16 protein-coding genes are annotated in these 24939 nt (G+C 42.7%); 5 read left to right on the top strand and 11 right to left on the bottom strand.

Annotated features, from left to right (window positions below; translation table 11 throughout):
- Positions 1 to 76 precede the first annotated feature (76 nt).
- Both ACVBIU_RS06365 and ACVBIU_RS06360 read left to right on the top strand, forming a co-directional pair.
- The gene (locus tag ACVBIU_RS06365; RefSeq protein WP_447160136.1) at positions 77 to 991 is read left to right on the top strand and encodes a DMT family transporter; all 915 of its coding nucleotides are present in this window, start codon (positions 77 to 79) and stop codon (positions 989 to 991) included.
- A gap of 453 nt (positions 992 to 1444) precedes the next feature.
- A complete protein-coding gene (locus tag ACVBIU_RS06360) occupies positions 1445 to 1792 on the top strand; it encodes a hypothetical protein (protein ID WP_447160137.1) in 348 nt (115 codons plus the stop codon).
- Between the two features lie 70 nt (positions 1793 to 1862).
- On the opposite strand, the gene ACVBIU_RS06355 is transcribed toward ACVBIU_RS06360, so the two are convergent.
- From ACVBIU_RS06355 to ACVBIU_RS06345, 3 genes are all read right to left on the bottom strand, one after another.
- A complete protein-coding gene (locus ACVBIU_RS06355) occupies positions 1863 to 3131 on the bottom strand; it encodes a glutamate-5-semialdehyde dehydrogenase (RefSeq protein WP_447160138.1) in 1269 nt (422 codons plus the stop codon).
- Complete coding sequence (gene proB / locus ACVBIU_RS06350) at positions 3128 to 4246, bottom strand: glutamate 5-kinase (protein ID WP_447160139.1); 1119 nt, start codon at positions 4244 to 4246, stop codon at positions 3128 to 3130. The genes ACVBIU_RS06355 and proB overlap by 4 nt, the downstream gene beginning before the upstream one ends.
- Positions 4247 to 4489: 243 nt before the next feature.
- Positions 4490 to 5779, bottom strand: coding sequence for an NCS2 family permease (locus tag ACVBIU_RS06345; protein WP_447163330.1), 1290 nt, complete (start codon positions 5777 to 5779; stop codon positions 4490 to 4492).
- A gap of 1091 nt (positions 5780 to 6870) precedes the next feature.
- Between ACVBIU_RS06345 and ACVBIU_RS06340 the strand changes: the two genes are divergently transcribed.
- The gene (locus ACVBIU_RS06340; protein WP_447163329.1) at positions 6871 to 7683 is read left to right on the top strand and encodes a hypothetical protein; all 813 of its coding nucleotides are present in this window, start codon (positions 6871 to 6873) and stop codon (positions 7681 to 7683) included.
- 223 nt (positions 7684 to 7906) lie between these two features.
- Here ACVBIU_RS06340 and ACVBIU_RS06335 read toward each other — a convergent pair whose 3' ends face one another.
- Complete coding sequence (locus tag ACVBIU_RS06335) at positions 7907 to 8329, bottom strand: GNAT family N-acetyltransferase (protein WP_447163328.1); 423 nt, start codon at positions 8327 to 8329, stop codon at positions 7907 to 7909.
- 701 nt (positions 8330 to 9030) lie between these two features.
- Complete coding sequence (locus tag ACVBIU_RS06330) at positions 9031 to 10782, bottom strand: sulfatase-like hydrolase/transferase (protein WP_447163327.1); 1752 nt, start codon at positions 10780 to 10782, stop codon at positions 9031 to 9033.
- Positions 10783 to 10956: 174 nt separating this feature from the next.
- Here ACVBIU_RS06330 and ACVBIU_RS06325 point away from each other — a divergent pair, with 174 nt between their 5' ends.
- Positions 10957 to 11934, top strand: a complete 978-nt coding sequence (locus ACVBIU_RS06325) for a helix-turn-helix domain-containing protein (RefSeq protein WP_447163326.1) — start codon at positions 10957 to 10959, stop codon at positions 11932 to 11934.
- Here ACVBIU_RS06325 and ACVBIU_RS06320 read toward each other — a convergent pair.
- The 4 genes from ACVBIU_RS06320 to ACVBIU_RS06305 form a co-directional block, all read right to left on the bottom strand.
- Entirely contained in the window at positions 11921 to 12772 is an 852-nt protein-coding gene (locus ACVBIU_RS06320) for a bile acid:sodium symporter family protein (RefSeq protein ID WP_447163325.1), read from the bottom strand. The two genes, ACVBIU_RS06325 and ACVBIU_RS06320, sit on opposite strands and share 14 nt — an antisense overlap.
- Before the next feature lie 83 nt (positions 12773 to 12855).
- The gene (locus tag ACVBIU_RS06315) at positions 12856 to 15093 is read right to left on the bottom strand and encodes a multiheme c-type cytochrome (protein ID WP_447163324.1); all 2238 of its coding nucleotides are present in this window, start codon (positions 15091 to 15093) and stop codon (positions 12856 to 12858) included.
- Positions 15094 to 15259: 166 nt separating this feature from the next.
- A complete protein-coding gene (locus ACVBIU_RS06310) occupies positions 15260 to 16045 on the bottom strand; it encodes a class I SAM-dependent DNA methyltransferase (RefSeq protein ID WP_447163323.1) in 786 nt (261 codons plus the stop codon).
- Between the two features lie 1983 nt (positions 16046 to 18028).
- Positions 18029 to 19564 (bottom strand): M17 family metallopeptidase, encoded by a 1536-nt coding sequence (locus tag ACVBIU_RS06305; protein WP_447163322.1) that lies wholly within the window; start codon positions 19562 to 19564, stop codon positions 18029 to 18031.
- A gap of 309 nt (positions 19565 to 19873) precedes the next feature.
- Here ACVBIU_RS06305 and ACVBIU_RS06300 point away from each other — a divergent pair, with 309 nt between their 5' ends.
- The gene (locus ACVBIU_RS06300) at positions 19874 to 21334 is read left to right on the top strand and encodes an aminoacyl-histidine dipeptidase (protein WP_447163321.1); all 1461 of its coding nucleotides are present in this window, start codon (positions 19874 to 19876) and stop codon (positions 21332 to 21334) included.
- 235 nt (positions 21335 to 21569) lie between these two features.
- On the opposite strand, the gene dinB is transcribed toward ACVBIU_RS06300, so the two are convergent.
- Both dinB and ACVBIU_RS06290 read right to left on the bottom strand, forming a co-directional pair.
- The gene (dinB, locus tag ACVBIU_RS06295; RefSeq protein ID WP_447163320.1) at positions 21570 to 22646 is read right to left on the bottom strand and encodes a DNA polymerase IV; all 1077 of its coding nucleotides are present in this window, start codon (positions 22644 to 22646) and stop codon (positions 21570 to 21572) included.
- Positions 22647 to 22857: 211 nt separating this feature from the next.
- Positions 22858 to 24858 carry a methyl-accepting chemotaxis protein gene (locus ACVBIU_RS06290; protein WP_447163319.1) on the bottom strand — a complete coding sequence of 667 codons (2001 nt, stop codon included), beginning with the start codon at positions 24856 to 24858 and terminating at the stop codon, positions 22858 to 22860.
- Between the last annotated feature and the right edge of the window lie 81 nt (positions 24859 to 24939).

The raw sequence follows: 24939 nt of genomic DNA, 5'->3' as shown, positions 1-24939 counted from the left end.
AAAGATGGCGCACGATATCAGAGCTAAAACTGGATTATGCGCTTTGTCATCATCTTGTTGTATAGAGTAGTAAACATTGAAATCATCCCATCAAGCATACGTATTTGGCATTGGCGCCATTTTCTTGTGGTCCACTGTCGCAACGGCGTTTAAGTTAGCTTTGGCGCACTTTACACCCTTACAATTGGTGTTTATTGCCGTGACTACATCTATCTTTGCTTTAGGTGCGATATTAATCGCCCAAAAAAAGCTGTCACTCATTAAGCAGCAATTTTGGGGGCGACCTTGGTTTTATTTGCAAACAGGCCTGCTCAACCCGTTTCTGTATTATCTAGTCCTGTTCAAAGCCTATGATCTTTTACCTGCTCAGCAAGCATTGTCCTTAAATTACACTTGGGCGATTTTGTTACCTTTATTATCAGTGCCATTACTGGGGCAAAAATTAAGAAAGAGTGACATTACGGCCGCACTGGTAGCGTACTGCGGTGTATTCTTTATTGCGACAAAAGGTAATATCACCAACGTTCACTTTGAAAGCATGACTGGTGTAGTGCTTGCGTTAACCAGTACCCTGCTTTGGTCGCTTTACTGGATAGTGAATACTAAAGATAAGGGCGATCCCGTTGTTAGCCTATTATTAAGCTTTTTGGTCGGGCTGCCTTTTATTGTGGTGGCGCTGTTATTGACTCAGTCATTACCCACTTGGGACATAAAAGCCATATTCGCTGGCGTATATGTTGGGCTGTTTGAAATGGGCGTTACTTTTGTGCTTTGGTTAATCGCCTTAAAGAAAGCAGAGCGCACTGCGAGTATCAGCACGCTAGTATTTATTACGCCAGTGATGTCGATAGGCTTTATCGCTTGGATTTTACAAGAGAGCATTGAAAAATCGACATACATAGGCTTAGGTTTGATTATATTCGCGCTGGCATTACAGCAAATATTGCCTAAAGTCGGTCAGTGGCGCGCAAAAAAGCGTATCCCTGTATAACATCTAGGCATAATATCTAGGCATGAAAGACTAACGCCAATCAAGGGAGGGCTGCACTAGTCCTTCCTCCCCGTTCTAACACCATGGATCTAATATCATGGCTTTAAAGCAATGCTTAGCACTATGGTTTCAAAACAAAGCCGACCTTGAGTCGGTTTTTTCATCTGTTTAATGTACATTGGACTAAACTAAATTCGAGATAAAATAGATTCGGTCTAAATAAAATTAGACTAAACAGAATCGGGCCAAACTAAAGCTGAACTAAAAATAGAACTGAACAAAATGGGGCTAAACACGAAGAGTTAGTAGCAGGTCAACACAGCTAACAATCATTCTTTTACCCATTTAATGTTATTCATCTACAACTTATGGACTTTTTTTCTATGGCCAATTGTAAATAAGTTCAAGCTTAGGTATAAGTGTAACAACTGCGTAACAATACGGAAATTAGTTATGTATTACAAATATATGGATGCATTAAAGTTTTTTAGGCAAGCTAAAGTCGTTAAGTTTATCAGGCTGAGCTCAATGGCATTTGCTATTGCTATGCTAATACATGAATTACAACAAGAGCGTTCGTACACTTGGTACTTCGCATTTTTGTATTGCTTTTTCTTGCTGCCATCACTCTATTTTACCCGGGAGATCCAATACCGTCATTTTTTCCATATGCGAGGTTTTCTCACCCCCTTTAGGATCTACACCTCGGTGATGGCAATCGTCTACTTGGTGCTATACCTGCACCAAGTCATCACTTATGAGCCGCTCGTATTCCCACCTTTACCCACTTATACCCATTAGTGTAAGAAAATATCAGCATAAAAAAGCCGCTCAATGCGGCTTTTTTATGCTGATACAGAAGCGAATTAATTTAACTTCGAATGGTATAATCGCCCCACGCTAACCACTTATAGGTTGTCAGTGCTTCTAGTCCCATAGGTCCACGAGCATGCAACTTTTGGGTGCTTACCGCCACTTCGGCACCTAGGCCAAATTCGCCACCATCGGTAAAGCGAGTGCTAGCATTAACATAGACGGCTGCCGAGTCGATAGCATTCATAAACTCACTGGCTATATGGATATTGTCAGTCAAAATCGACTCTGAATGTCCGCTTGAGAACGTACGAATATGTTCTACCGCTTGGCTTAAGTCAGCAACAACCTTAATCCCGAGTGTTAACGATAGCCATTCAGTGGCAAAACTTTCGTCGTTGGCAGCACAAACCTCAATCCCTTGCGTGTTTAACATCGCTTGCGTCTGGTCGCAGCCATAAAACTTAACCCCAAGGCTTGCAAGGTGCTTGCATAACTGAGGAATAAACTGCTTGGCATGGCTTTGATGAATAAGCACGGTATCAAGCGCATTACATACTGTAGGTCGTTGAACTTTAGCGTTTTCAATAACTGCAATCGCTTTTTCTAAGTTAGCCTCAGCATCGACATAGATATGACAAATACCAATCCCGCCCAAGATCACCGGAATCGTGGCTTGCTCGGCGCATAAACGTTGTAAATTTTGACCACCGCGCGGCACTATCATATCGACATATTTATCGAGTTTTAATAATCCAGATACCAAGCTTCTATCAGGGCTATCAATTAGCTGCACACAATCTTCTGATAAACCGTGCTCGACCATAGCGCTACGGATCACAGTGCATAGGGCTTTGTTCGACGCTAACGTTTCTTTACCGCCACGCAGAATCACCGCATTACCGGTTTTAAGGGCTAGCACTGCAATATCGACGGTAACATTTGGACGCGCTTCATAAATAACGCCAATAACCCCAAGCGGCACACGCCTGCGTGATAAGCGCAAACCGTTATCTAAAAGGCGGCTATCAATTTCGCTTCCGACTGGATCGGTCAAGCCAATCACGTTATCAATATCGCTAATCACGCCCATCAGTCTGGTTTCATCAAGCAACAAGCGATCGATCATCGCATCAGATAGGCCATTGGCTTTAGCGGCAGCAACATCTTGCAGGTTTGCATTGACTATGTCTGCTTTTGCGGCAGTCAGCTTTTGCGCGATGCACTTAAGCAGTGCAGATTTCTGGTTGCCAGAAAGTGTCGCTAATGCATAACTTGCCTGCTTAGCATTTTGCCCTAAAGCCGTTAAATATTCTTCGTTATTCATAACACCACCATGTCGTTGCGGTGAACTACTGCATCACCATAATCGTAGCCAAGCATCTCTTCGATGCTATCAGAGTGCTTACCAGCAATTTTACTGACATCTAGTGAGCCGTATCGACTCATGCCTTTGGCGTAAACCTTACCCTTTGTATCAACAAGCTCTATGGTATCACCGCGCTGAAAAAGACCGTTAACCTCGATGATCCCTTTAGAGAGCAAGCTTCTGCCTTTCTCGGTGACTGCGCCAATTGCGCCGCTATCAAGTACCAGCTGTCCACGAGCCTTAGGCCCTGCCAGAATCCACTGTTTACGACTCTCAAGCGGGTGCTCAAGCGCGGTAAAATGAGTACCGACAGGTTTTGAGCAGACCACGTTTTGAATCACATCTTTATGATGTCCTGACGCGATGACCACTTCAACACCAGCACGGCGTGCAATGTCTGCAGCCTCGAGCTTAGTCGCCATGCCACCAGTGCCCAGCCCAGAAACAGCGCCACCAGCCAGCATGCGTAAACTATCATCAATATTTTGAACTTCAGTGATCAGCTTTGCATCCGGATTTTTACGCGGATCAGCATCAAACAAACCTTTTTGGTCGGTCAATAAGATCAATAGGTCCGCATCACATAACAGTGCGGCTCTGGCAGACAAATTATCATTGTCGCCCACTTTAATCTCGGCCGTTGCTACGGCGTCATTTTCGTTAATAATGGGAATAATGCCATTGTTAAGCAGCGCATTAAGAGAGTCTCTCGCGTTTAAGTAGCGCTCTCTGTCATGCAGGTCGGCGCGGGTCAGCAATAGCTGGCCGACATGCAAACCATAAATACTGAATAACTGAGACCAAGCAAGAATAAGTTGGCTTTGCCCTACCGCAGCGAGCAGCTGTTTACTGGCTATGGTATCGGGTAGTTTGGGGTAGCCTAAATGCTCTTTACCCGCAGCGATTGCTCCCGAGGTGCACAAAACGACTTCTACGCCAGCTTTCATCAAGCAAGCCATCTGTCGTGCTAATTCAACCATGTGTGCTTTATCTAACTTTAAGCTGCCAGATGTCAGTACACTTGTTCCCAATTTAACCACTACGCGGCGGTAACTAATCTCACTTAAGTTCATTATTTGCTAACAAAATTACATTGAATAAAACCTTATACCCAATCTAGGTTTGAATTGGTAGTAAGCACCAACAAAGAAACTGAAAAAAAAGGCTGAATTAGGGGTTTCTCGTAAAAATGGCAGGAAATTTAGCAGAATATTGAAATTTAACGCGAGATTTTTTAACAGTCAGAGCTAATACCCATAAACACAAAAGCCACAGCGAGTGCGGCTTTTGTGTTTGCAGCTTAAGTCAATTAAGCGCTAGCCATAAATAAACTTAGCAATAAATAGAGCTGCTAATATCACCACGCCAACGCTTAAGTCCTTATAACGTCCACTCATCAACTTAATGACCGCATATGAGATAAAGCCCATCGCAATGCCTGTAGCGATTGAAAATGTCAGCGGCATTAAAATACACACCACAACGACTGGCGCTGCCTCGGTAATATCTTCCCACTCAATATGAACCAGCCCAGACATCATTAAGATTGCCACATAAAATAGCGTTCCAGCAGTCGCATACGCAGGCACCATAGCAGCCAAAGGAGAGATAAACAGCGAGCCGAGAAATAACAAGCCAACCACAATAGCCGTTAACCCTGTGCGCCCGCCCGCACTCACACCCGCTGTACTTTCAACGTAACTGGTCGTAGTTGATGTACCCAGCATCGCACCTGCGATTGTCGCTGTGCTATCAGCCGTTAACGCACGGTTTAAGCGGGGCAAACGACCTTTATCATCTAAGAAACCACCACGCTGAGCGACGGCAACTAAGGTGCCTGAGGTATCAAACAAGTCGACAAACAAGAATGCAAACACCACTGATAACATGCTGATCTCAAGCACACCAGACAGGTCCATCTTCATAAATGTCGGCATAATTGACGGTGGCGCAGATACAATACCTTGGTACTGCACATCGCCAAACAGTAAGCCGAGTAAGGTAATCGTTAGAATACTGACAACCACGGCAGACTTCATCCCATGATGTACCATAGCGATAATTAGGAAGAACCCTAATGCCGCCATCACTGCAGGAAATGACGTAATGTCGCCCATAGTCACTAATGTCGCTGGGCTAGAAACTACAATACCCGCGCTATTAAGGCCTAATAAAGCCAAGAACAAGCCGATACCCGCGGCAATACCAATACGTAGCGACATAGGAATGCTATTAACAATCCACTCTCGAATGCGCACTAAAGAAAGCACTAAGAAGCAGATCCCCGACAGGAATACAGCGCCTAAAGCCGTTTCCCATGAGTAACCCATCTCGCCAACGACTGTGTAAGTGAAGAAAGCATTTAAACCCATGCCTGGCGCCAACGCAATCGGGTAGTTAGCCACTAAGCCCATGACTAAACAACCGATGGCCGCCGCTAAACAGGTCGCGACAAACACGGCGCCGTGATCCATACCCGCATCGGCTAGCATCATAGGATTAACAAAAATGATGTAAGCCATGGTCAAGAAAGTCGTGAGTCCCGCGATAACTTCTTGCTTTAACGAAGTTTGATTTTGTTTTAATTTGAATAATTTTTCTAACATGGAACTCAGTCCCTTGGTTTTTATTATATTGATTTGTAGGGTGTCATCATTGCTAACTTAAGTAAGGCTTTTCTTTTTAGAAAACAATCATTGTTTGAATCAGCGTTAGTTGAATCAGCGTTAGTTTAAGTTAGCAAAGTACGAATATAGACATGTACAAAAACCGTTCAAGCTGTACATTTCGCTGGGATTATACGGATGCTTCCCACCAGAGGCTAGCTATTTAAAACACCTGTTTTGTTTGTGAGTTGGGCAACTCGGAAGGCTACTTGGCTCCGCTTCAGTCAGCTTTAGCATTCTGATTGTTTTACTGTTAACAACAATGGTGGCTGTCGAGTTTTCGACGAGAAAGTTAGACTGGGTCTAACAACTAAGCGTTGAAGCAATCAAACTTCGTTTGATAAAAGGTCGTGAGCTTCCAGCTCACACTCGGCCAAGAAGGGGACAACAGCAACCCCCTCTTGGATCTCCCCTGCCGCCCCAGACGAAGTTACATTCATTAGATACGGGCCTCATACTCCAATAAAAATCGCCTAACGGCTCAGATGGGACATCCATGTCCCGCTGAGCCTGAACCATCATCCATGATGGCTCCACGTCATTTTCATCTACGTACTTCGGCAACTTCGATAGGGAATGGTGTTTTCTGTAGGTCTATCGGAATTATCTAGCTTTTGATTATGGTTAAAGATGCTTCTAACTCACTTTTGGACAAAAGCGTGTCAGTGACTTTGCTATATTAGCTCTTTACGGATAACATCAGGTATTGCAAAACAAAATTGCAACCCCACTAGGTAAAGAGATTTAGATAGGTAATTGCCAATAGAAATTGATGAGTGAGAGGGGTCTTACCAAATGGAAGTAACTTATCCAGCAGGGTCATAAATGAAGCTATGAATGCCGCTATTGGGGTAGATGATTTGTAATTTAGGTGCCTGACCCTTTAATTGTTTTCGTCGTTTAATAATTGAGTGAACGATGGACTAAAAAAGTGTCTATAGTTTTTAGACCTTACCTCTTGGTTAAATTTGCGCTTTGTTGTAGTCAGTCTAGAATTACGTGTTATTGAAAAGGATTTTTTGAGGTGTGCAATGCATGAAGATAATAAGCCAAGTTTCATAACTCAACTTAGGGAAGGTTATGAGAAATCTAAGAGGCCAATAGCTTTTATTATTATGTTCTTTATTGTGGGGTCTGAAGCGTTGCCACCTAGTATCCTACCAAAAAATATATCAGAACATGTAGTTTATACCGCTGCGTTATTTTTAGGGTTTATCATACTTCAAGTATTATTCGAAATTTATGAAAAAGTAACTGTCGATAAAGGTGTTATTCAAATTGTCAGTTCAGAAGAACTGCTTAAAAAGGTACATGCATTAGCTAGTGATGAAAAAGCTTTATCTATCAAGTATATAGGTATCGCTGGTAGATTCGGTTGGACGACGGTAATTTCACGGTTTTTGGACCCTAATTCTGATTACAACTTATCAGGTAAAAAATTAGATATTTCTGTGGCGCTACTGTCACCTGAGTATCAAATGGACAAAAGTAGCGTTTATACACGGTTTACGCATAGCACAGTGGGAACCAAAGAAGAAGTGCTTAGAGCCATAAATTCAGGAGTGACTGGTCAAAAAATTCGCTTATCTTTGTACGAACACATGCCAAATGTAATAGGTTTTTTAGTAAATGATAATTATCTTTTCTTAACATTTTCTCGTTGGGGCGAGCATCATGGACAGTTTACACTTAGGGGAGGAGGTTCTGATACATACTTTGTATATGACAAAAATGATGAGTTTGGTGGTAGCGAAATGATAGAAATGTTTAATGGATGGTTTCAATATTGTATGATCCATGAACAAGATAACATAAGCAGTATCAACTCGAGTTCTGACTCTTAGAGCAAGTTCAATTAATAGATATCTCACATTAACGATAAAATATTACTTCTGTCATCCTAGTGAATGTATCAGTCTAAAAAATGGATTGCCCTGAGAAAGTAGGTCAAATAGTACATTAGGAGAATGAAATACGAGACGGCCCTAGCTCACAATGGGGCATTAACGTTTTACGTTCCTAACCGACTTCTGGGTAAAAATAAGTTATTGACGCCATAGTCGTTCGTTAGGAGATGTCTTGCTCCATGTAGTAGAACCTTTCATCCTCACTAACCAACGTAAAACCGTTTCTTTTATATAGGTGATGCGCTGGACTGATTTTAAAAACTCTTAATTTGAGTTTTTTTACTCCTGAGGCTTGAGCTAATCTAGTTGACTCTACTAATGCTGCTGCGCCAATACCTTTGTTTTGGAATTCTTCGTTGACTTGAAGATCACGTAAATAACACTCGTCGCTATCAAATGATAGGCGAATAGCTCCTACCACCTCCCCCTCAGATAAGATATCCCAATTATCTAAACTCAAAATTTGTTCGAGTATTTTAGGCTGCTCCCAATCAACTAAATAGTGCTCATAATATGGGCGCATATTGTTATATGTAATTTCTGCCGATTTGGATAAATCACAGGCAGGTTGATATGAAATCACCTTGAATCTCCTAACGTTTGTATAGTGCGCATGCGCATAGACCAGTAAAAATGCGCATCGCTAACCTACTGTATCTAATTATATTATCAGATTTTCTCTAGATAACCCGTTAGGCTAAACGCGCATGCGCGGTTTCCAAACCTATTATCTACATTCACATGTTTCTATGTGCCTGATGTTACTTAGTATTATATTAAGCCACAAGTGTATACGCGCACAATTTCATCAACTATTGACTAGAAATCTGATCAAAATCAATAACACTGTGTATAAACACAGCTTAGAAAAGATAAGACAAGCATAACTTATAGACTAAGCAAACCCATTTATCATTAGCTTTTCTAAAGCCAAAGCTTTATTCGGCCAACTTGCCTTTTGAGTTGCGAAACACATTTTGGGGCAAAAGTGAGTTACCAAACATACAGGAAACACCAATTCCCCATCGGAAGCGTTAGCGATTTATCCATTAGCATGAGGATCAACAACTTCGTCTGGGGCGCTGAGGGTTTACTCTTATGAAATAAAGAGGGACAAGCGCTTTCCCCATTGGCTCGGGTGTGGGCGAAGCGCCACGACTTTAGCTGTTAGACGAAGTCTAACTTCAAAGCCCAGGTGCAACCTGATTTCTAACCTTAAATCCAAGGCAAAAAAATGCCAGCAATGAATCATTGTCTGGCATTTTTTATCAAGCTAGTTAAGTTTTAGTGAGATGAATGACGAGTACTATTTTTTAATACTTGCGTTAAAGGGTTATAACCATCAGGAACGGGGACTAAAGAGTTTTCTTTTTCATATACAGCATACGCAGCTTTCAACTCTTCCACTAACTCAGGCATTTCTTGAGCTAGGTTATTAACTTCCGATGGGTCTATGCTTATATCATAAAGTTCCCATTCCCCATTTCCCTTAGGTGCTGGGTTATTAGATAACTTATATTTACCTTGAAATACTGCACTACTACCAGCCAGTTCGTAACCGATTACGTCTTTCTCTCCATGTACGGACGGCTTATCCCCCATAAGAACTGATAATGCACTTTTACCATCAGGGACATGTATTTCTTTACCGTTATAATTACGACTCGGCAAATCAACACCCGTCACCTCTAAAATGGTTGGGTAAACATCTTTAACAAAAGCAAAGGTATTAACTTTACTGTTTGCTGGAATTGTTTTAGGAAAACGTGCAATAAAAGGAACACGTAATCCCCCTTCACTTGAGAACGTTTTGAAGTAACTGTTAGGGGTATTCGCTGCTGCTGCCCAACCCGGACCATAGTCAGCATACGAGCCTTTTTGCCCCATTGTAGAGTAGTCACCTTCATAATCATCCATGTAGGTATACTTGTAATTCTTACGGTACCAAGCTTCATACTCAGCTTTCGCAGACAGTAAGTTAGGATCGGTACCGTTATCAGATAAGAACAAGATAAACGTATTGTCTAACTCACCGATATCTTTTAAATAAGTTAAGATTTTACCAATATTATGATCCATGTTATCAGCCATGCCTGCGTATGTTTGCATACGACGAGCATTAAACTTTTTCTCTTCTTCGCTCAGAGTGTCCCAATCAGGTAACTGCCAATCTTCGAAACTTGTTTTATCGAAGTTTTCTGCCAGTTTAACTTCCTTAGGAAACAGTCCCATCTCTGTTTGGCGTGCCAGACGACTCTTTCTTAACTCCTCCCAACCCGCGTCATAAACACCGTTATATTTATCAATAAACTCTTTAGGTGCTTGATGAGGATAATGCACTGCTTGGTATCCTACCCAAGCAAAAAAGGGTTTGTCATCTTTACGATTACTCTCGATATTGTCGATGATCCTCTGTGTATAAAAGTCAGAGGAAAAGTAATCTTTGGTTGGCAGTTCGACTTCTTTGCCATTTTCAAAATAATGAACACGCTCATACATTGGAGCATACGGCTGCTCAACCCAATTGTCTGCACCGCTTTCTGCTAGAGCGAATGATTGTTCAAAACCACGAGCATGAGGAATAGATTCAGGGTTGCCACCTAGATGCCATTTACCTGCCATATAAGTGTGGTAGCCCGCATCTTTTAAGACGGTTGCGAGAGTAACAACAGAGTTATTCAAATACCCTTCATAGCCGGGCTTGCCAAATTGGTTATCAGCCATAATTTCATGCATATTACCCAATCCTGCTAGATGGTTATCTACACCACTAATCAGCATCGTTCGTGTTGGAGAACACGTTGCACCCACATGGAAGTTTGTAAAACTAACCCCTTCATTGGCTAACTTATCAATATTAGGCGTTTCAATTTCACTACCAAAAGCACCGATATCACTATATCCCATATCATCTGCGATCAAGACCAGTACATTAGGGCGCTTTTCTTCCTTTAATCCCCCAACATCTTCAGGTGCTTCTGTAGAACAGGCACTTATTGCTAGCACGATGAGTGGGCTTAATAACTTCAACTTCATTCTAGTTCCTTTAGTTTGATTTTCTCTTAGCGGCGCAAAGAAAAAGTATCTAACATTCACATTGAAATTATTCATCACATTAACCATGCGTAACTTCAACCCGAACCTTGCTATAAGATCAGCATTTGATACATTAACAATACATTTACATAGCGGTAACGGTAGCAGTTTTTTATGGCCAGCAATATGCAATTCCCGCAAACACCATTCGGCTTAAGTGAACAAAAGATTCAAACTTATTACTTGAGTGATTTAGCGACATTTCAAAGCAGAAAAAACAGAAGTTATACCCAACTAAAGCCGGGTGATGGCCAACACTGCTATATGGAGGCAAATTTAGGTAGTGTTCAATTACTACGTGAACAGTTAACCACTGCGACACATATCCACGCAGCGCCACCCAAACAATTTCTGCCCATTGCCGTCCCCCTGCCGAGTAGTAAACCTCTTAGGTTTTGCGGCCGAGAGAGAGAAGAATATACCTTGTTACAAGCAACAGGAGACGAGTGGGACATTTGTACTGAAGGTTTTTTAGACTATGCCGGATTAGTGTTTGATTACGATACGCTAAACCAGCAGTATCAACATTTATATCAACGAGAAATCCCCTCTCAATGGCTGTTAAGCAAAGCCATTAAGAATAGAAAAGAAAGTTTAGATCTGTATACAAATAGTATTCTTTATATATTCAAATTAATTGCAAGTACTGACAACCTATTTCAATCAGTAAAAACTTGCGAGTTTATCGCCAATTCAGTCACTCAAATCACCTTAAAGACGGTGCTAAATAGTGAACATAATACCAGCACCTTAAGCCCTCATTCACGCAGGATAGCAGGTGTTTATCGAGTAATAGACTATCTTCAATCATTTGCATCATGCTTGCCTTCAATATCTGAGTTGTGCACAGTGGCAAACCTCAGCGAACGCAGTTTAGAGTATGGTTTTCGTGAATACTTAGGAATAACACCGATCCGTTACCTTAAGGTCGTTCGACTAAATGGAGTCAGAGAAACGCTATTAACTAGCGATGCTTCAATCACGGTATCGCATGCTGCACTGCAGTGGGGATTTTTAGAGCTAGGCCGTTTTGCATCAGAATATCGCCAACTATTTGGTGAACTTCCTTCTCAAACACTTAAGCAAGGCTAACCCATCTTCTCCCCCACCAGACAGACAACAACATAAATGGGGTTTGAATCACCAAAAATAAAGCTGCAAATAACAAATAATCTGAGCGAGCAAAAACATTTACAGCAACAAAGGTCGCGACAGCCAAATTTCGAACCGGGAATTCAAAAAGAATGCTTAGGCTCATTGTTATTGTTAACTTAGCTAATCGGCATAAGCAAGAAGCTAACAACATAGCCAGTAGCGTAAAAGTGCTAGAAAGAATAATCAGTAACAGTAACTGTTCACCAATCGCCGAAAAATTATTGACCAATATCCCTGCAATAAGTAATAACAAACCGATAAAACCACATCGCTCAAGTTGTGCTAATCGAGGTATTAGCTTAATTTCAAACTTATTTCGGATGAATATACCCATCATCACCGGCAGCAATAGCGTCAAACTGAGTTGAACCGCTTGTGTGACAACCACGCTTGATAATTGAGATGAGCTGACACTAAATTGCGAGTAGAAAAATATCAAAATAATAGGTAAAACAAAGACGGAGACAAAACTACTCACAGCCGTTAACGTTAATGATAGCGCCGCATCCCCTTTAGCCATTAGGCTATAGAAATTCGATAATGCCCCACTTGGAGAAATCGCAACCAGCATCATACCAATAGCAATAGATTCTTGAGGTTTAAACAGCAATATTAATAGGTAAGCCAATAACGGTAGCATGACTATTTGAGCGACGGTGATGCCAAGCACTAAATAGGGATGGCGTTTGATACGCCGTAAATCCTTCATGGTCAGATTCAACCCTATCAATAACATAAGGTAAAAAAGGATGCTTTGCACTGCAATGTACACCATGACTATGACTCCTCACACTGTACCAATAGCATGCTCATTAGTAGGCCTAAAATCAGTCTCATAAAATATTGCGAAGAGTACCGCTATTGCAGTTTTCTTTTGAGCGCTTTCACGGCGCCTACTGGCACCAGTTTTTCTAATTGCTCAACACAAACAGCCGCATTCTTGCGTTTATTCCGAATAAGAAAATCGCATTGTTGGTATAAATACTGTGGGTCATGACTTAATTCATAAGCCGTTATTAATGCTTGCTCAGCTTTTACTCGGTCATGAGACTCAACAGCTAATGCATAAATGTAATGGAAACGTGCATTAGCGGGTTCAAATATGGTTGCGTTAAGTAGATGTTCCGTGGCCACTTTCATGCGTTTGTCTCGAATATAAGCTAACCCCAATGCATGATGTAAAATCCCACTTTGCTTAACCACTAACAGACCTTGCTTTAATATCGCTATCGCTTGGTCATTGCGCTGCAAACTCCGATAAAGGTCGGCTAGATTAATATAAGAAAGTACATAAATGGGTTCGACTTGTATCGCGCCTAAATACTCTTCTTCCGCTTGAGCCAACAAGCCTTGGTGACGATAAACATTCGCAATATTCGTTCTACCCGCGCGGTCGCTATTGTAATGTTGAACCGCTAAATACTCGTCTAAACTCGGCTTAAGCAGAGTCTGTTGCTGCTTAGTCAGCCTTGGCCATTGTGGTACCAGTAAACTTGCCGTAAGAAGCCGTATACTGAGCACGGGATCATTTAACATAGGGCTTAATGCGTACCACTGCTGCTCTGGTGAATAGGGGGCCATTGCTTGCACAGCACCAAAACGGACTAGGCTACTACTATTGTTTAAAGAGGCTAGACTCGTTCTATAAGCCACTTGCCCTGGATATTGTGCCAACCGCTCTAAAGCAGACGCTGTAATAATTGAGCTTAGTTGCTTATTTTCCACAACCTCCTTTAATCGCCTCTCCGCTCCTTGATGTAGATTATCTGCGGCAAAAAAAGCCTGTGAGAAATGAGCACTATTTTGAATGGCAGAATCTGGAAACCATTTAGCTAATTGTGTACTTGCCCATTTATTATCTTTCTGTTTATGACAACTGACACATGCGTTTGGTACACCCATTTTCTCACTTAAATCGGGGCGTGGAATTTGCCAGCTATGATCCTTGCGAAGATCAACTTGCATGTACTTTTCTTCAACCATATGACAGTCACTGCACAAACTGCCTTCGGTACCTGACTCATGGCGAGAATGCACTTCAGCGGCGTAGTGGCTTGGACTATGACATTGCAAGCACAAAGCTGGCTCTGCCATTTTAATCTTTCCTGTGTGAGGGTTATGACAATTAGAGCAAACAACCCCTGCCTGACTCATTTTTGATTGAAGAAAGGAGCCATACACATAGTTTTCATCATAGATTTGCCCATCACTATGGTAAAGTTCACTGTTAATCAGTGTTAACTGTTGCCTATCTAAATATTCATTATTTTCAATGTTATCATAGCCTTCATTAAGCTGTACGCCTCGGCTATGACACTGGGCACAAGCTGTTAATTGTTGGCTAGGTTGCAAGCCTTGAGGCTCGAGAATACCGGTTCCGCTGTCGCCCCAATTCGTAACACTTGGCTGTAAAGTACGGTCAAATCCCTTATTGGCACTTTTATTTTTTTGACCAGCCCATTTTACATGCTCGAAAGCGGCACCATGACAAGCTTCGCAAGCAACATTGATTTCCGACCAGGTCGTTTGGTAAGTGTTTTTTTGTTTGTCATAGCCTTTCTTTATATTGGTAGAATGGCAATCCGCACACATGTAATTCCAGTTTTGCCCTTCATTTAACCAAAAAAACTCATCAGACTGTTGAGTAAATTGCGGGTAGAGATGATACCAGCGCTGACCGCCCTCCTCTTTACTGCGAGCATCCCAAGTATAAGGAATAAGCTGGACTCTACCGTCACCAAACTCCACCATATATTGCTGCAATGGGTATACACCAAAGGTGTACTTTATCTGATAATCAAAGAACTGATTATTGAGGCCTTCTATATTCACCCAAAACTCTTTCCCTTTGCGGAAAAAACGATTTTGTTTGCCTTGAAACATAAGTGATGCTTGATCAAAATCCGCTAATACGGTCTCATCACTCGCGTGGCTCATGGCCTGAGCATGTTGGGAGGTCTGCCATTCTGCCACCTCTTTTTGATGACATTCAACACACTTAGTCACTCCTACAAAATTAGTCACTCCTACAAAATTAGTGCCATGTACAGAGTGGCTTATCAAGGCTATAAAAAATATAAACAGCGCACTTTTCATCAATTACACCAAATCCCTTTGTTTAATCATCATTCATACCCAGTAGCAAAAAGCGCACCTAACATAGCGGTAAAAATGACAGCGTGATTCCATTTATCCCGGTCGCAAATAACGCTCGAAAATAGTTGTCGTAAATTGCTCCCGCATACATTAGCAACTTCTGGTATTACGCACTTTGTTTGGACTGATATGAGTTAGATTTCTTTGCAACAACGAACCTAACATTCTCTCGCTTTTGGTGATGCTCAGAACTAAGACTGGTAAGTAGTTCATCGCAAAATTCAGTGTATTGCGTCCCTAACTCTTCTTTTAATCTCTGCATTCTATCGAGCCTTGCTACCCAACTCTCAATAATTTCTGTCGGCGCTGCACCGGAGAAATTTAACTCTGGATCGACAACATCATTGTCAACATAGACGATTTCGAATCCGGCATTTTGCAATAAGTTCTGCATTTTGGCACCAAAATCAAAGTCATAAATGCCAGACTTGTATGATTCAAGTTCAAAGCTCCTCACCTTGTCGTAGTACTTACTATTGCTGCTGAGATTCCCAGAAATAAAGCAGGAGACATCGAGTAATGCTATCCAAGCTCCCTGGTTCATTTTTGAATATACAGAGACTAAAAAGTCGAGTGGATTGCTAAGATAGGAAAGGGAAAAGCTGCTCCAAATTCCGTTTACAGCTCCAACGGGTAGGTAATCTAAACTCAGAATATCAGTGCATATGAAGGTTTCATTGCTGACTTTGTTTGACTCACAGAAATCAATGAATTCTTGATTAATATCGACACCTAAAACATTTTTGACTCGATACGAAAAAAGGCGGAACACATCTCCAACAGAGCAACCAAGATCAACCATCGAGTCATCTTGACTCACAGGTATAAACTGAAGATAGCGCTGCCAGTTTCGCCAACGCTGTTGTTTTTCATATTCTTGAAGAAGATTCACTAACAGCTCCGTGTCTTGTTGAAATCTAACGTCTAGCAATATTACTAAACCACCCGCAATATAACTAACCCCCCTAATGTAGAATCAACAAGATACTACATTTTTAGACTCCAAGGCATGCCACGTTGTCGGCTCATACTTTTACAGGAGTCATTTAACAGTGACGAGACTCGAGCTGGCGATACATCACTCTATAACGTAATGAGTTTTAAGTCGTAAGCATTGCTTTATCTTATGCTCTATAAAGCAAAATAATTTAAGGGATGATTAAACTTATCTGAAAATATTGGCAACAACAAGTGAATTACCGCTTGATGATATTAGTGATTACTCGACTTTTTGGCGGCCAAACTAAACACCACTGCAGTGTTGGCAATGCTTATAAAATGAGAGTTCTAAATCCAAAGCAGAAAAACAGCTCAAAGAGCTGGCAAAACATGTTTCAACTATCTCTAACAAAGCGCTATAAGGAAATCGGCATAATGTTGCTGGCGTTAATTCATTGCAATATCGGTATTGACGCCCACCAGCCTTTAGCATCCATTAAAATTTAGGCAAAAAAAACCAGCTCAAAGAGCTGGTAAGACATGTTTCAAGTGTTCCATAAGGAAATCGGTTAGCGCGCCAGCGTTAATCAATGGCATATCAACTGTGTCAATATACAACTTGAGGTCTAAACACACCCAAAGGGTGTTATAAGGTTGATGGATGATGGAACTACTTTTAAGGAGGGTTAGCCCTTAAAAGTCATGGCGTATAAACCGCCACGCAAAACATTTGAATTAAACCAAGTGTTTTGCCAGTAAATCGTAGTTTGCCCTGTATAAGGCATAGTCAGTACTCCTAACAAAGTTGTTAATATCATCTCAAATTAAATTAGCCAATGGGGTTGAGCCAAACTAATTTAATGAGTCAACTTGTCGCTCGATTCCTTGGAGAATGATCCGTCCTGGATAGACTTACAAACTGGAAAGCTCTGCTTAACCAGTGAGAGCAATTATAAGCCCGTGTAATTTTATTACAAGTATTTATTGTAAATAATGCTCAAAAACTGCCACAGCGGTAATTTTACGACACAGTGTAGTGACACATATCACAAAACACCCGTGTATAATGTGAAGCTTCACAACCCGCTATCTTTCGCGATCAAAAATACTACAACTATCGAACAGGATTTAAGCGTTTAGCAGGTAAAAGTGCAAGTTTAAGCTAAAAAAAAGCCCGCTCAATGAGCGGGCAAGACATTTCAAGTGTTCCTAGTGGAAATTGGTTAGCGCGCTAGCGATAATCAATGGCAAACAGCGGAAGTATACTAACTCGGGCTATCTGCGACTTGGTCTATAAGTATCTAAAAGATACAATAAAGGTTGATGGAAACTGATGCGACTTTATATAAGGAGGGTTAGCCCTTAAAAGTCATGGCGTATAAACCGCCACGCATACTCTCAGTGTTTAACCAAAAGCTTTGCGAATAAATAGTGTTACTAAAATACATAATTAATACTCCAAACAAAGTTGAATTCCTAATGCTCTACTTTCGTAAAAGCCGTTCGCTGGCTTGTAGAGTCAACTTGTCGCTCGATTCCTTGGAGAATTATCCATCCTGGATAGACTAAGTGTCGTTAAGCACCATTGCTTATCCGACGAAAGCAATTATAGGTATTTGTAGTTTTATTACAAGCTTTTTTATTAAATAAGCGTAAAAAAGCCACTTTACGTTATTTTATTACAAAACCTAACTGTAACTCTGCTCTATTTGAGTCATTTTGTACCTTTATCTACAGCTATCGCAGAGGCTGAACGAAAAGATCTGAAATTAAGGGAGCTAAATCGAGCGGGGCTAAATAGAGGTAGCTCAATTTGTGCTTATTTCAGGCCTAAAATAAAAAAGCTGGCACTTGAGCGCCAGCTTTAAGCAAACTATCAAGCGCAGTTAAGCGCTAGACAGTTAGAGGTTGTTGCTTGAGAGCAATCTTGCTCGGTTTAACTTTCCGTTATGTATTTAAACAATCCAACTAATGGTGTGGCGGTTGGTGATCCATATTGTGGATGACCTTCCGTTGCACTACCGGCAATATCTAAATGTGTGTAAGCAATCGGCAGAGCCGCATTTAAACCATGACCACTCAATCCAGAAGCTTCAATCAAAAATGCTGCTGGATACTGATGGCCACGCGCGGTGACAGAAGATGGCGCGTTGTTAGACGACAACATGTCTGCGGCTGCCGACGGGTCGACAATTTTACTAAAGTCATCACGGCGTAACTGAGATACCTCGATAGGCTCCCCCCAAAGTGCGGCCTGTTGCTGCATAACAGATGCGACATTAGCCTGCTTGGCAACACTGTTTTCCACCGCTGCGGTATATCCGCCGAAACAGCGAACCACATGGCCGGTCAATGTGGCCACTGAAAACATTTGTGGCTTGACGGCATTCACGGCTTTTAAACGTAAATGTGATAATAGATCGGCTAACACCAAACGCCCTTCTGCGTCGGTATTACCAATACGCACCCGCTTGCCTGCGTGGCTGGTGATAATTTCATCGGTAACAAACGCCTCACTACCTATGCTATTTCTAACGAGCCCCAGCTCAGCAACGATGCGTATACCTTTAGGTTTTAGCATACCAATAGTTTTCATTAGTCCAGCTACTGCTGCCGCACCACCTTTATCGCGACTCATGCCAGCCATACCACCAGCAATTTTTAAGTCTGCTCCACCAGTATCATAAACCACACCTTTTCCAGCGAAGAAATAGCTACGCTCAATTGGGCCTTCACCAACATATTCAAGCTTAACTACGCGAGGCTGATGCCTTAGTACGGCAAACGAAGAGCGACCAACGGCACTTAATAGCGGGTAGTCTCGCTCAAGAATATCTCGGTCTTCAACCACGCTGATTGCCAGCCCAAGATCGTTTAACGCATCTAGACAATAATCCGCAAAGGCTGGCGCTGACATACGCTCAGGCTCTGTACCACATAAGTCACGAGCCAGGCTACGACCAGCCTCAATCGCCGTTAACATTTCACCTGTGTGTTCGCTGCCTAATAAGCCAATTGCCTCTAACGGCTCATCGGCTCCACCGGCTTCTCTAAGCTCTAGTGCTTGCCAAAGTTCCTGCCCACAAGCGAGCGCTGCAACCTGCTCGGCATGTTGATAACGATGCTCAGCTAAGCCATTAACGAGTAACAGCGGTCGTCTTGCCCCCGCCTCTTTAGCAAGCTTGATCCCTTGCCTTGCTGCATCAGCAAACACCCGCACATCTTGATAGTCATCATCAGCCTTTGTAACCGGTGCAACAATAAGACGTCCACCCGCCATGCCTGGCGCAAAAAGCAGAGTGACTGATTTGCCAACTCGCTTATCCACCTTCTGGCCATGATTAGCCAGCAAGGATATCTCTTCAAATTGTATCGAGTCCAAGTCCGGTGTAACCACCACCAGCGCATCCCAACCATGACCTTCAAAAATAGCATCTTGTTCAACTACATCAATAAACTTAACTGACCCCATAACCCTTCCTTATTATATTTTATATTGCCATTTTGCCTCATAACCCATTTGGCAAAACGACTCATTTGCTCAGGCATTATTCCTCTATTGTGCTTAGATTACCAACGACTTTAATGTGCATGAAAATGATTATGGAAACTTTGCCTGCCACGTAAGATTTAAAGCCATTGCAAACGACTCCGCGGCGCCCAAAGACTATGCTAGACTGTGTGCATTTTCCGCCACACCCGCACCAGCGCGCTATCGATTTAAATAAAATCGACGACTTAATAGCACTTGGGTGATTTTATTAGAACAGGGGATTTTTAAGTGACCACTTTAAACCAATTACAACCACAAGCACTTTGGCAATGGTTCGAGCAGATCTGTGCTATTCCACACCCATCTAAACATGAACAAGCATTGAGTGCGCATATTCAAGCTTGGGCTAAAGATAAGCAGCTGAGCGTTGTCGAAGATAAAGTTGGCAACCTGATCATCAAAAAGCCCGCAACCGCCGGCATGGAAAACCGCAAAATCGTAGTGTTACAAGCCCATATTGATATGGTGCCACAAAAGAACGCAGACAAAGTTCACGACTTTGAAACAGATCCTATTGAAGCGTATGTTGATGGTGACTGGGTCAAAGCAAATGGTACAACTTTAGGTGCTGATAACGGTATTGGTATGGCATCTGCTCTGGCTATTTTAGGCGCCGATGACATTGTTCACGGCCCACTAGAAGTACTGCTGACAATTGATGAAGAAGCAGGCATGACTGGGGCGTTTGGTCTAGAAGCTGGCATGTTAGATGCTGAAATCTTGATCAACACCGACTCAGAGCAAGAAGGTGAGATTTACATGGGCTGCGCTGGCGGTGTTGACGCACAGTTATCAGTACCTATGGTTTGGCAATCGCCAGAACCGACCAATGCCAGCTATAAGTTGTCAATCTCGGGCCTAAAAGGGGGCCACTCAGGGGTTAACATCCATTTAGGTCGTGGTAATGCTAACAAGCTTTTAGCCCGCTTCCTGTTTGACCATGGCGATGAACTGGCTATTGAGTTAACTCAGTTTACTGGCGGCTCACTGCGCAATGCCATTCCACGTGAAGCAGACGTTAATTTTATGCTTCCTCCTGAAAACTTGGCTTTACTGCAAGAGCGTGTTTCAGCGTTTCAAGCCTTAGTTCGTCAAGAGTTAGCCATCGCCGATCCAGGTACGATTCTAACGCTAGAAGAGATCCCAGCAGAAAAACAGGTCATGAGTGAAGAGTCACAACAGATCTTAATTGACGTGCTTAATGCTTGCCCTAATGGCGTCATTCGCATGAGTGACGAAGTAGAAGGTGTTACAGAGACATCACTTAACGTGGGTGTGATCAGTACCGATGACAATAGCGTGCAAATCTTATGCTTAATTCGCTCTCTTATTGATTCAGGTCGCGAAGAAGTTGAAGGCGTATTGAGCTCACTGGCTAACCTTGCTGGAGCGAATGTTGAATTTAGTGGTGCATACCCAGGCTGGAAGCCAGACAATAGCTCACCCGTTATGGCAAGCGTACGCGAAACCTACGAGGCAATTTATAACAAAGAGCCGACGATTATGGTGATCCATGCAGGTCTTGAATGTGGTCTATTTAAGAAGCCTTACCCTGAAATGGATATGGTTTCTATTGGCCCAACCATTCGCTACCCACACAGCCCTGATGAAAAAGTTAACATTACTACTGTTGGCCAATACTGGAAGCTATTGTTAGCAGTACTGGAGCGTACACCAGTTAAAGGCTAATCAATAAAACAGCTTTATAAGAATAAGGCCACTTAGTCATAAGTGGCCTTTACTATCTATAGCAGAGGATAAGGTATCAATTGGCGCTTTAGTCCTAAGTAATTGTTACCCACACAGCCCTGATGAAAAAGTTAACATTACCGTTAACATCACAACTGTTGGCCAATATTGGCAGCTATTATTAGCCTTTAACGTCGAAGTAAAACTAAAATATGAGCTATTTCTGACGGTGTGCTTAAAAACCTAAATCCATCTGCGAGCTATCTATATCATCATGCTCAGAAGCGACACTATTCGAGGCGAGACCGACCGATACACCCAATAAGCGAATACCTCGCTCATTTTGCCTTTCCATCGCTTGCTCCAGTAGCTGATAAAACAGATTCACCGAGATCTCATCGCTGCGATGCTCAATCGTGGTCTGCTTAAAATCTTCAAATTTTAGCTTAACCACTTGCTTGTTGATCACTCTATCCTTAGCGCTACGGCTCACCCGCCCTGCGAGCTCTTGAATAAGTTGTGGCATCACCGCACGGCATTGCTCAAGGGTATGGATATCTTTAGCCAGTGTAGTTTCAACGCCGACTGATTTTCTCTCACGATTGGGCGAAATCGCTCGCTTGTCTATCCCTTTAGCGCGCTCAATCAGCACTGCTCCAAATTTACCAAACCCTTCTATTAGCTTAGCTTCAGGATAAAGCTGAATGTCGCTGCAGGTATGCAGCCCCAGATCGGCTAACTTTTTAGCGGTCACCTTGCCAACACCGGGAATTTTTATCAGTGGTAAGGTTTTTATAAACTCATCAATCATGTCTGGGCGGATCACATATTGTCCATTCGGTTTATTTAAATCGGATGCTATCTTGGCAAGAAACTTAACTGGCGCGATGCCTGCCGAAGCAGTTAAACCGGTCTCGGCTAAAATATCGGCTCGAATAGCCTCGGCCATCAAGGTCGCAGAGCCTTTACAATGGGGACTCTCTGTCACATCAAGATAAGCCTCATCAAGGGATAAAGGCTCTATCAAGTCAGTATATCGTTCAAATACAGCCCTAATCTGGCTAGAAACCTCTTTATATACCTGCATACGCCCAGGGACTAATATCAAGTCAGGACAAAGCTTTAGCGCATAGCCTGACGCCATGGCTGAACGAACCCCAAATTCTCGAGCTTCGTAATTACAGGTACTGATCACGCCACGGCGATCACTGCGTCCTCCCACAGCAATAGGTTTGCCTCTTAACTCAGGAAAGTCGCGCATCTCCACCGCTGCGTAGAAGCAGTCCATGTCGACGTGAATAATTTTTTGCAAGCCAATATCCTCCGTACAGAATATTACTGTATATAAAAACAGTATTCAATAAAAAGCATACCTTTAGCCTGTTTTAAGCTAACCATTCGCCCTTGTTGATCAGGGCGATCGATTAATCCTAGGCAATAAAAAGGGAAGCCGTTTGGCTTCCCATTTCAACACTCAGTCACATGTAAACTCAGTCAGATTTCAAAATGCTGTCATTTTAAGTCTAGATCTTAAACTGCTTAATGTTGTCACCGAGGGATCGACTCACCTGTGCAAATTCGTCAAAGTTATTTGATAGTGCCTCACTCGCTGCTAACGACTCATCCGATAACGCGCGAACATTTTCAACATTACAAGCAACCTCTTCGGCCACAATCGCTTGCTGACCTACAGCGGTGGAGATCTCTATGGTTTGCTGCTGAATCGCTTCGATGGCACTCGTGATGCTATCCAGTGCCACTTCAACTTTAGCGGTAAGACCTTGCCCCATATTGGCTTGCTCAACCCCTGACTCCATCACTTGCTCAGCCTCATTGGCATTTTGTTGTAGTGTCTGGATGATCTCTTGAATGTTTGCGGTCGAGTCTTGCGTGCGAGATGCTAAGGTTCTTACCTCATCCGCCACAACGGCAAAGCCTCGGCCTTGTTCACCCGCTCTCGCCGCTTCAATCGCTGCGTTTAGTGCTAACAGGTTTGTTTGCTCTGCGATACCACGAATAACATTAAGTACCTCGCCAATCTGCTCAGAACGGGTTCTAAGTTGCTTAACCACCTTTGCCGCATCAATCACCTGTTTAGATAACGCCTGCATGCCTTGAGTCGCTTGAGCGACAATCTCACTGCCTTCACTCGACTGAATCTGCGCCTTATCAGCAAATTCACTGGCTCTTTGGGCACTTGCGGCCATCTCTTGGCTAGTGTGTGCCATTTCGGTTGCGGCCGTGGCCACAGAAGCTATCTCTTGTTTTTGCTGACTCACCGACTGCAATGCTTGACGACTCACAGCAGACGCATCATTCACACCTTGCTCTACTTGCAGCGTTAGCTCACGAGTCTCCTGCAGCATGCCCTGCACCTTCGCCGCAAAACGGTTAAATGCATCACCGAGCTTACCCAGCTCATCTTCTCTATTCATGTCGATGCGCTTAGCAAGATCGCTATCTCCCTCGGCAATGTCTTCCATCGCTAACAATAAATTATTTACCTGCTTTCTAAAGGGTAATAACGTGGCCCAAACTGTCATCCCAACTAATGCCATAATCAAAAATGACAATAATATCGAGCTGACAATCGCATCGGTAACAGGTGCTTCTATAACTGCGGTTGGCAGCATGAAGGCTAGGTGCCATTTTTGCTCAGGATAACTCCCGCCGACCTCTATAAAGCTGACCCGCTGAGCCTCGCCGTTAAATATAACCTCGCCAAATCCCGACGCCTGTGTCTGCATCTGTTGACTCAACTTGGCAAAGCCTTGGGTATCATTAAACTGGCTATCGACTAAAGCAGCGTTAGAGCCTGGGGGGAAACCCTCAGAAAAGCCTGGGAAGTAGACCAACTTGCCTGCATTGGTCATTAAGAAAGCTTGGCCCGCATCCTGATACTTAATCGGTGCTAACAACTCACTGCCGATGGTATCGATGAGAATATCCATACCACCAATACCAATAAAGCGGCCAGACTCATCTTTAACAACGGTTTTTATGGTCGCCGATATAGAACCATCATTAGCATCTACGGCTGGATCGCCGACGAACATGCCGTTTTTATCTATGGCTTCTTGCCACCAAGGGCGCTTATTGGTGAAGTACTCACTATCGTTGTAGCGCCCATTAAGATCAAAGTACTCAAAGGTATTGGCTGAGCCAAAGAACACTGACTTAATATCGCTATCCTGAATTGAAAAATACTTAAAGTAATCGATGATAGATTGATAATCTTGATCAGCTGAAACATCACTTAAGCGGCTGTTATATTGGCTAAACCAATCTACAACTGTTGGGTTAGCAAACACCGCGTGAATAAGTTGACCTTTGGCCGCAAAGTAACTGCGTACTTCGTTAGACTTTAATTGGACTAGGCTGGTTAAGTCATTATCGATTTGTTGACGTGTGCTGGCGCTTTCATTTTTGACCAGTAAAAGCGCAACGACGGTAAATAACACTGCAAGTGCACCCACTATCGTAACCACCAGCTGTAGACTCAATGAACGTTTAAACCACTGCATCGACTCCCCTCTTTGTTATATTTTATGAGTAGGTTTTGTTATCAGGCAGTCATAAATCTAACAGAAAAAGATGTAGATTAA

The sequence above is a fragment of the Shewanella sp. 30m-14 genome, assembly GCF_052977125.1.
This window is presented reverse-complemented; position numbering and strand designations above follow the sequence as displayed.

Coding starts and splice junctions, on each gene's coding strand:
- ACVBIU_RS06315 (WP_447163324.1), bottom strand. CDS start 15,093: ATGAAAAGTGCGCTGTTTATATTTTTTATAGCCTTGATAAGCCACTCT.
- ACVBIU_RS06340 (WP_447163329.1), top strand. CDS start 6,871: ATGCATGAAGATAATAAGCCAAGTTTCATAACTCAACTTAGGGAAGGT.
- ACVBIU_RS06325 (WP_447163326.1), top strand. CDS start 10,957: ATGGCCAGCAATATGCAATTCCCGCAAACACCATTCGGCTTAAGTGAA.
- ACVBIU_RS06305 (WP_447163322.1), bottom strand. CDS start 19,564: ATGGGGTCAGTTAAGTTTATTGATGTAGTTGAACAAGATGCTATTTTT.
- ACVBIU_RS06290 (WP_447163319.1), bottom strand. CDS start 24,858: ATGCAGTGGTTTAAACGTTCATTGAGTCTACAGCTGGTGGTTACGATA.
- ACVBIU_RS06355 (WP_447160138.1), bottom strand. CDS start 3,131: ATGAATAACGAAGAATATTTAACGGCTTTAGGGCAAAATGCTAAGCAG.
- ACVBIU_RS06330 (WP_447163327.1), bottom strand. CDS start 10,782: ATGAAGTTGAAGTTATTAAGCCCACTCATCGTGCTAGCAATAAGTGCC.
- ACVBIU_RS06320 (WP_447163325.1), bottom strand. CDS start 12,772: ATGGTGTACATTGCAGTGCAAAGCATCCTTTTTTACCTTATGTTATTG.
- ACVBIU_RS06360 (WP_447160137.1), top strand. CDS start 1,445: ATGTATTACAAATATATGGATGCATTAAAGTTTTTTAGGCAAGCTAAA.
- ACVBIU_RS06345 (WP_447163330.1), bottom strand. CDS start 5,779: ATGTTAGAAAAATTATTCAAATTAAAACAAAATCAAACTTCGTTAAAG.
- proB (WP_447160139.1), bottom strand. CDS start 4,246: ATGAACTTAAGTGAGATTAGTTACCGCCGCGTAGTGGTTAAATTGGGA.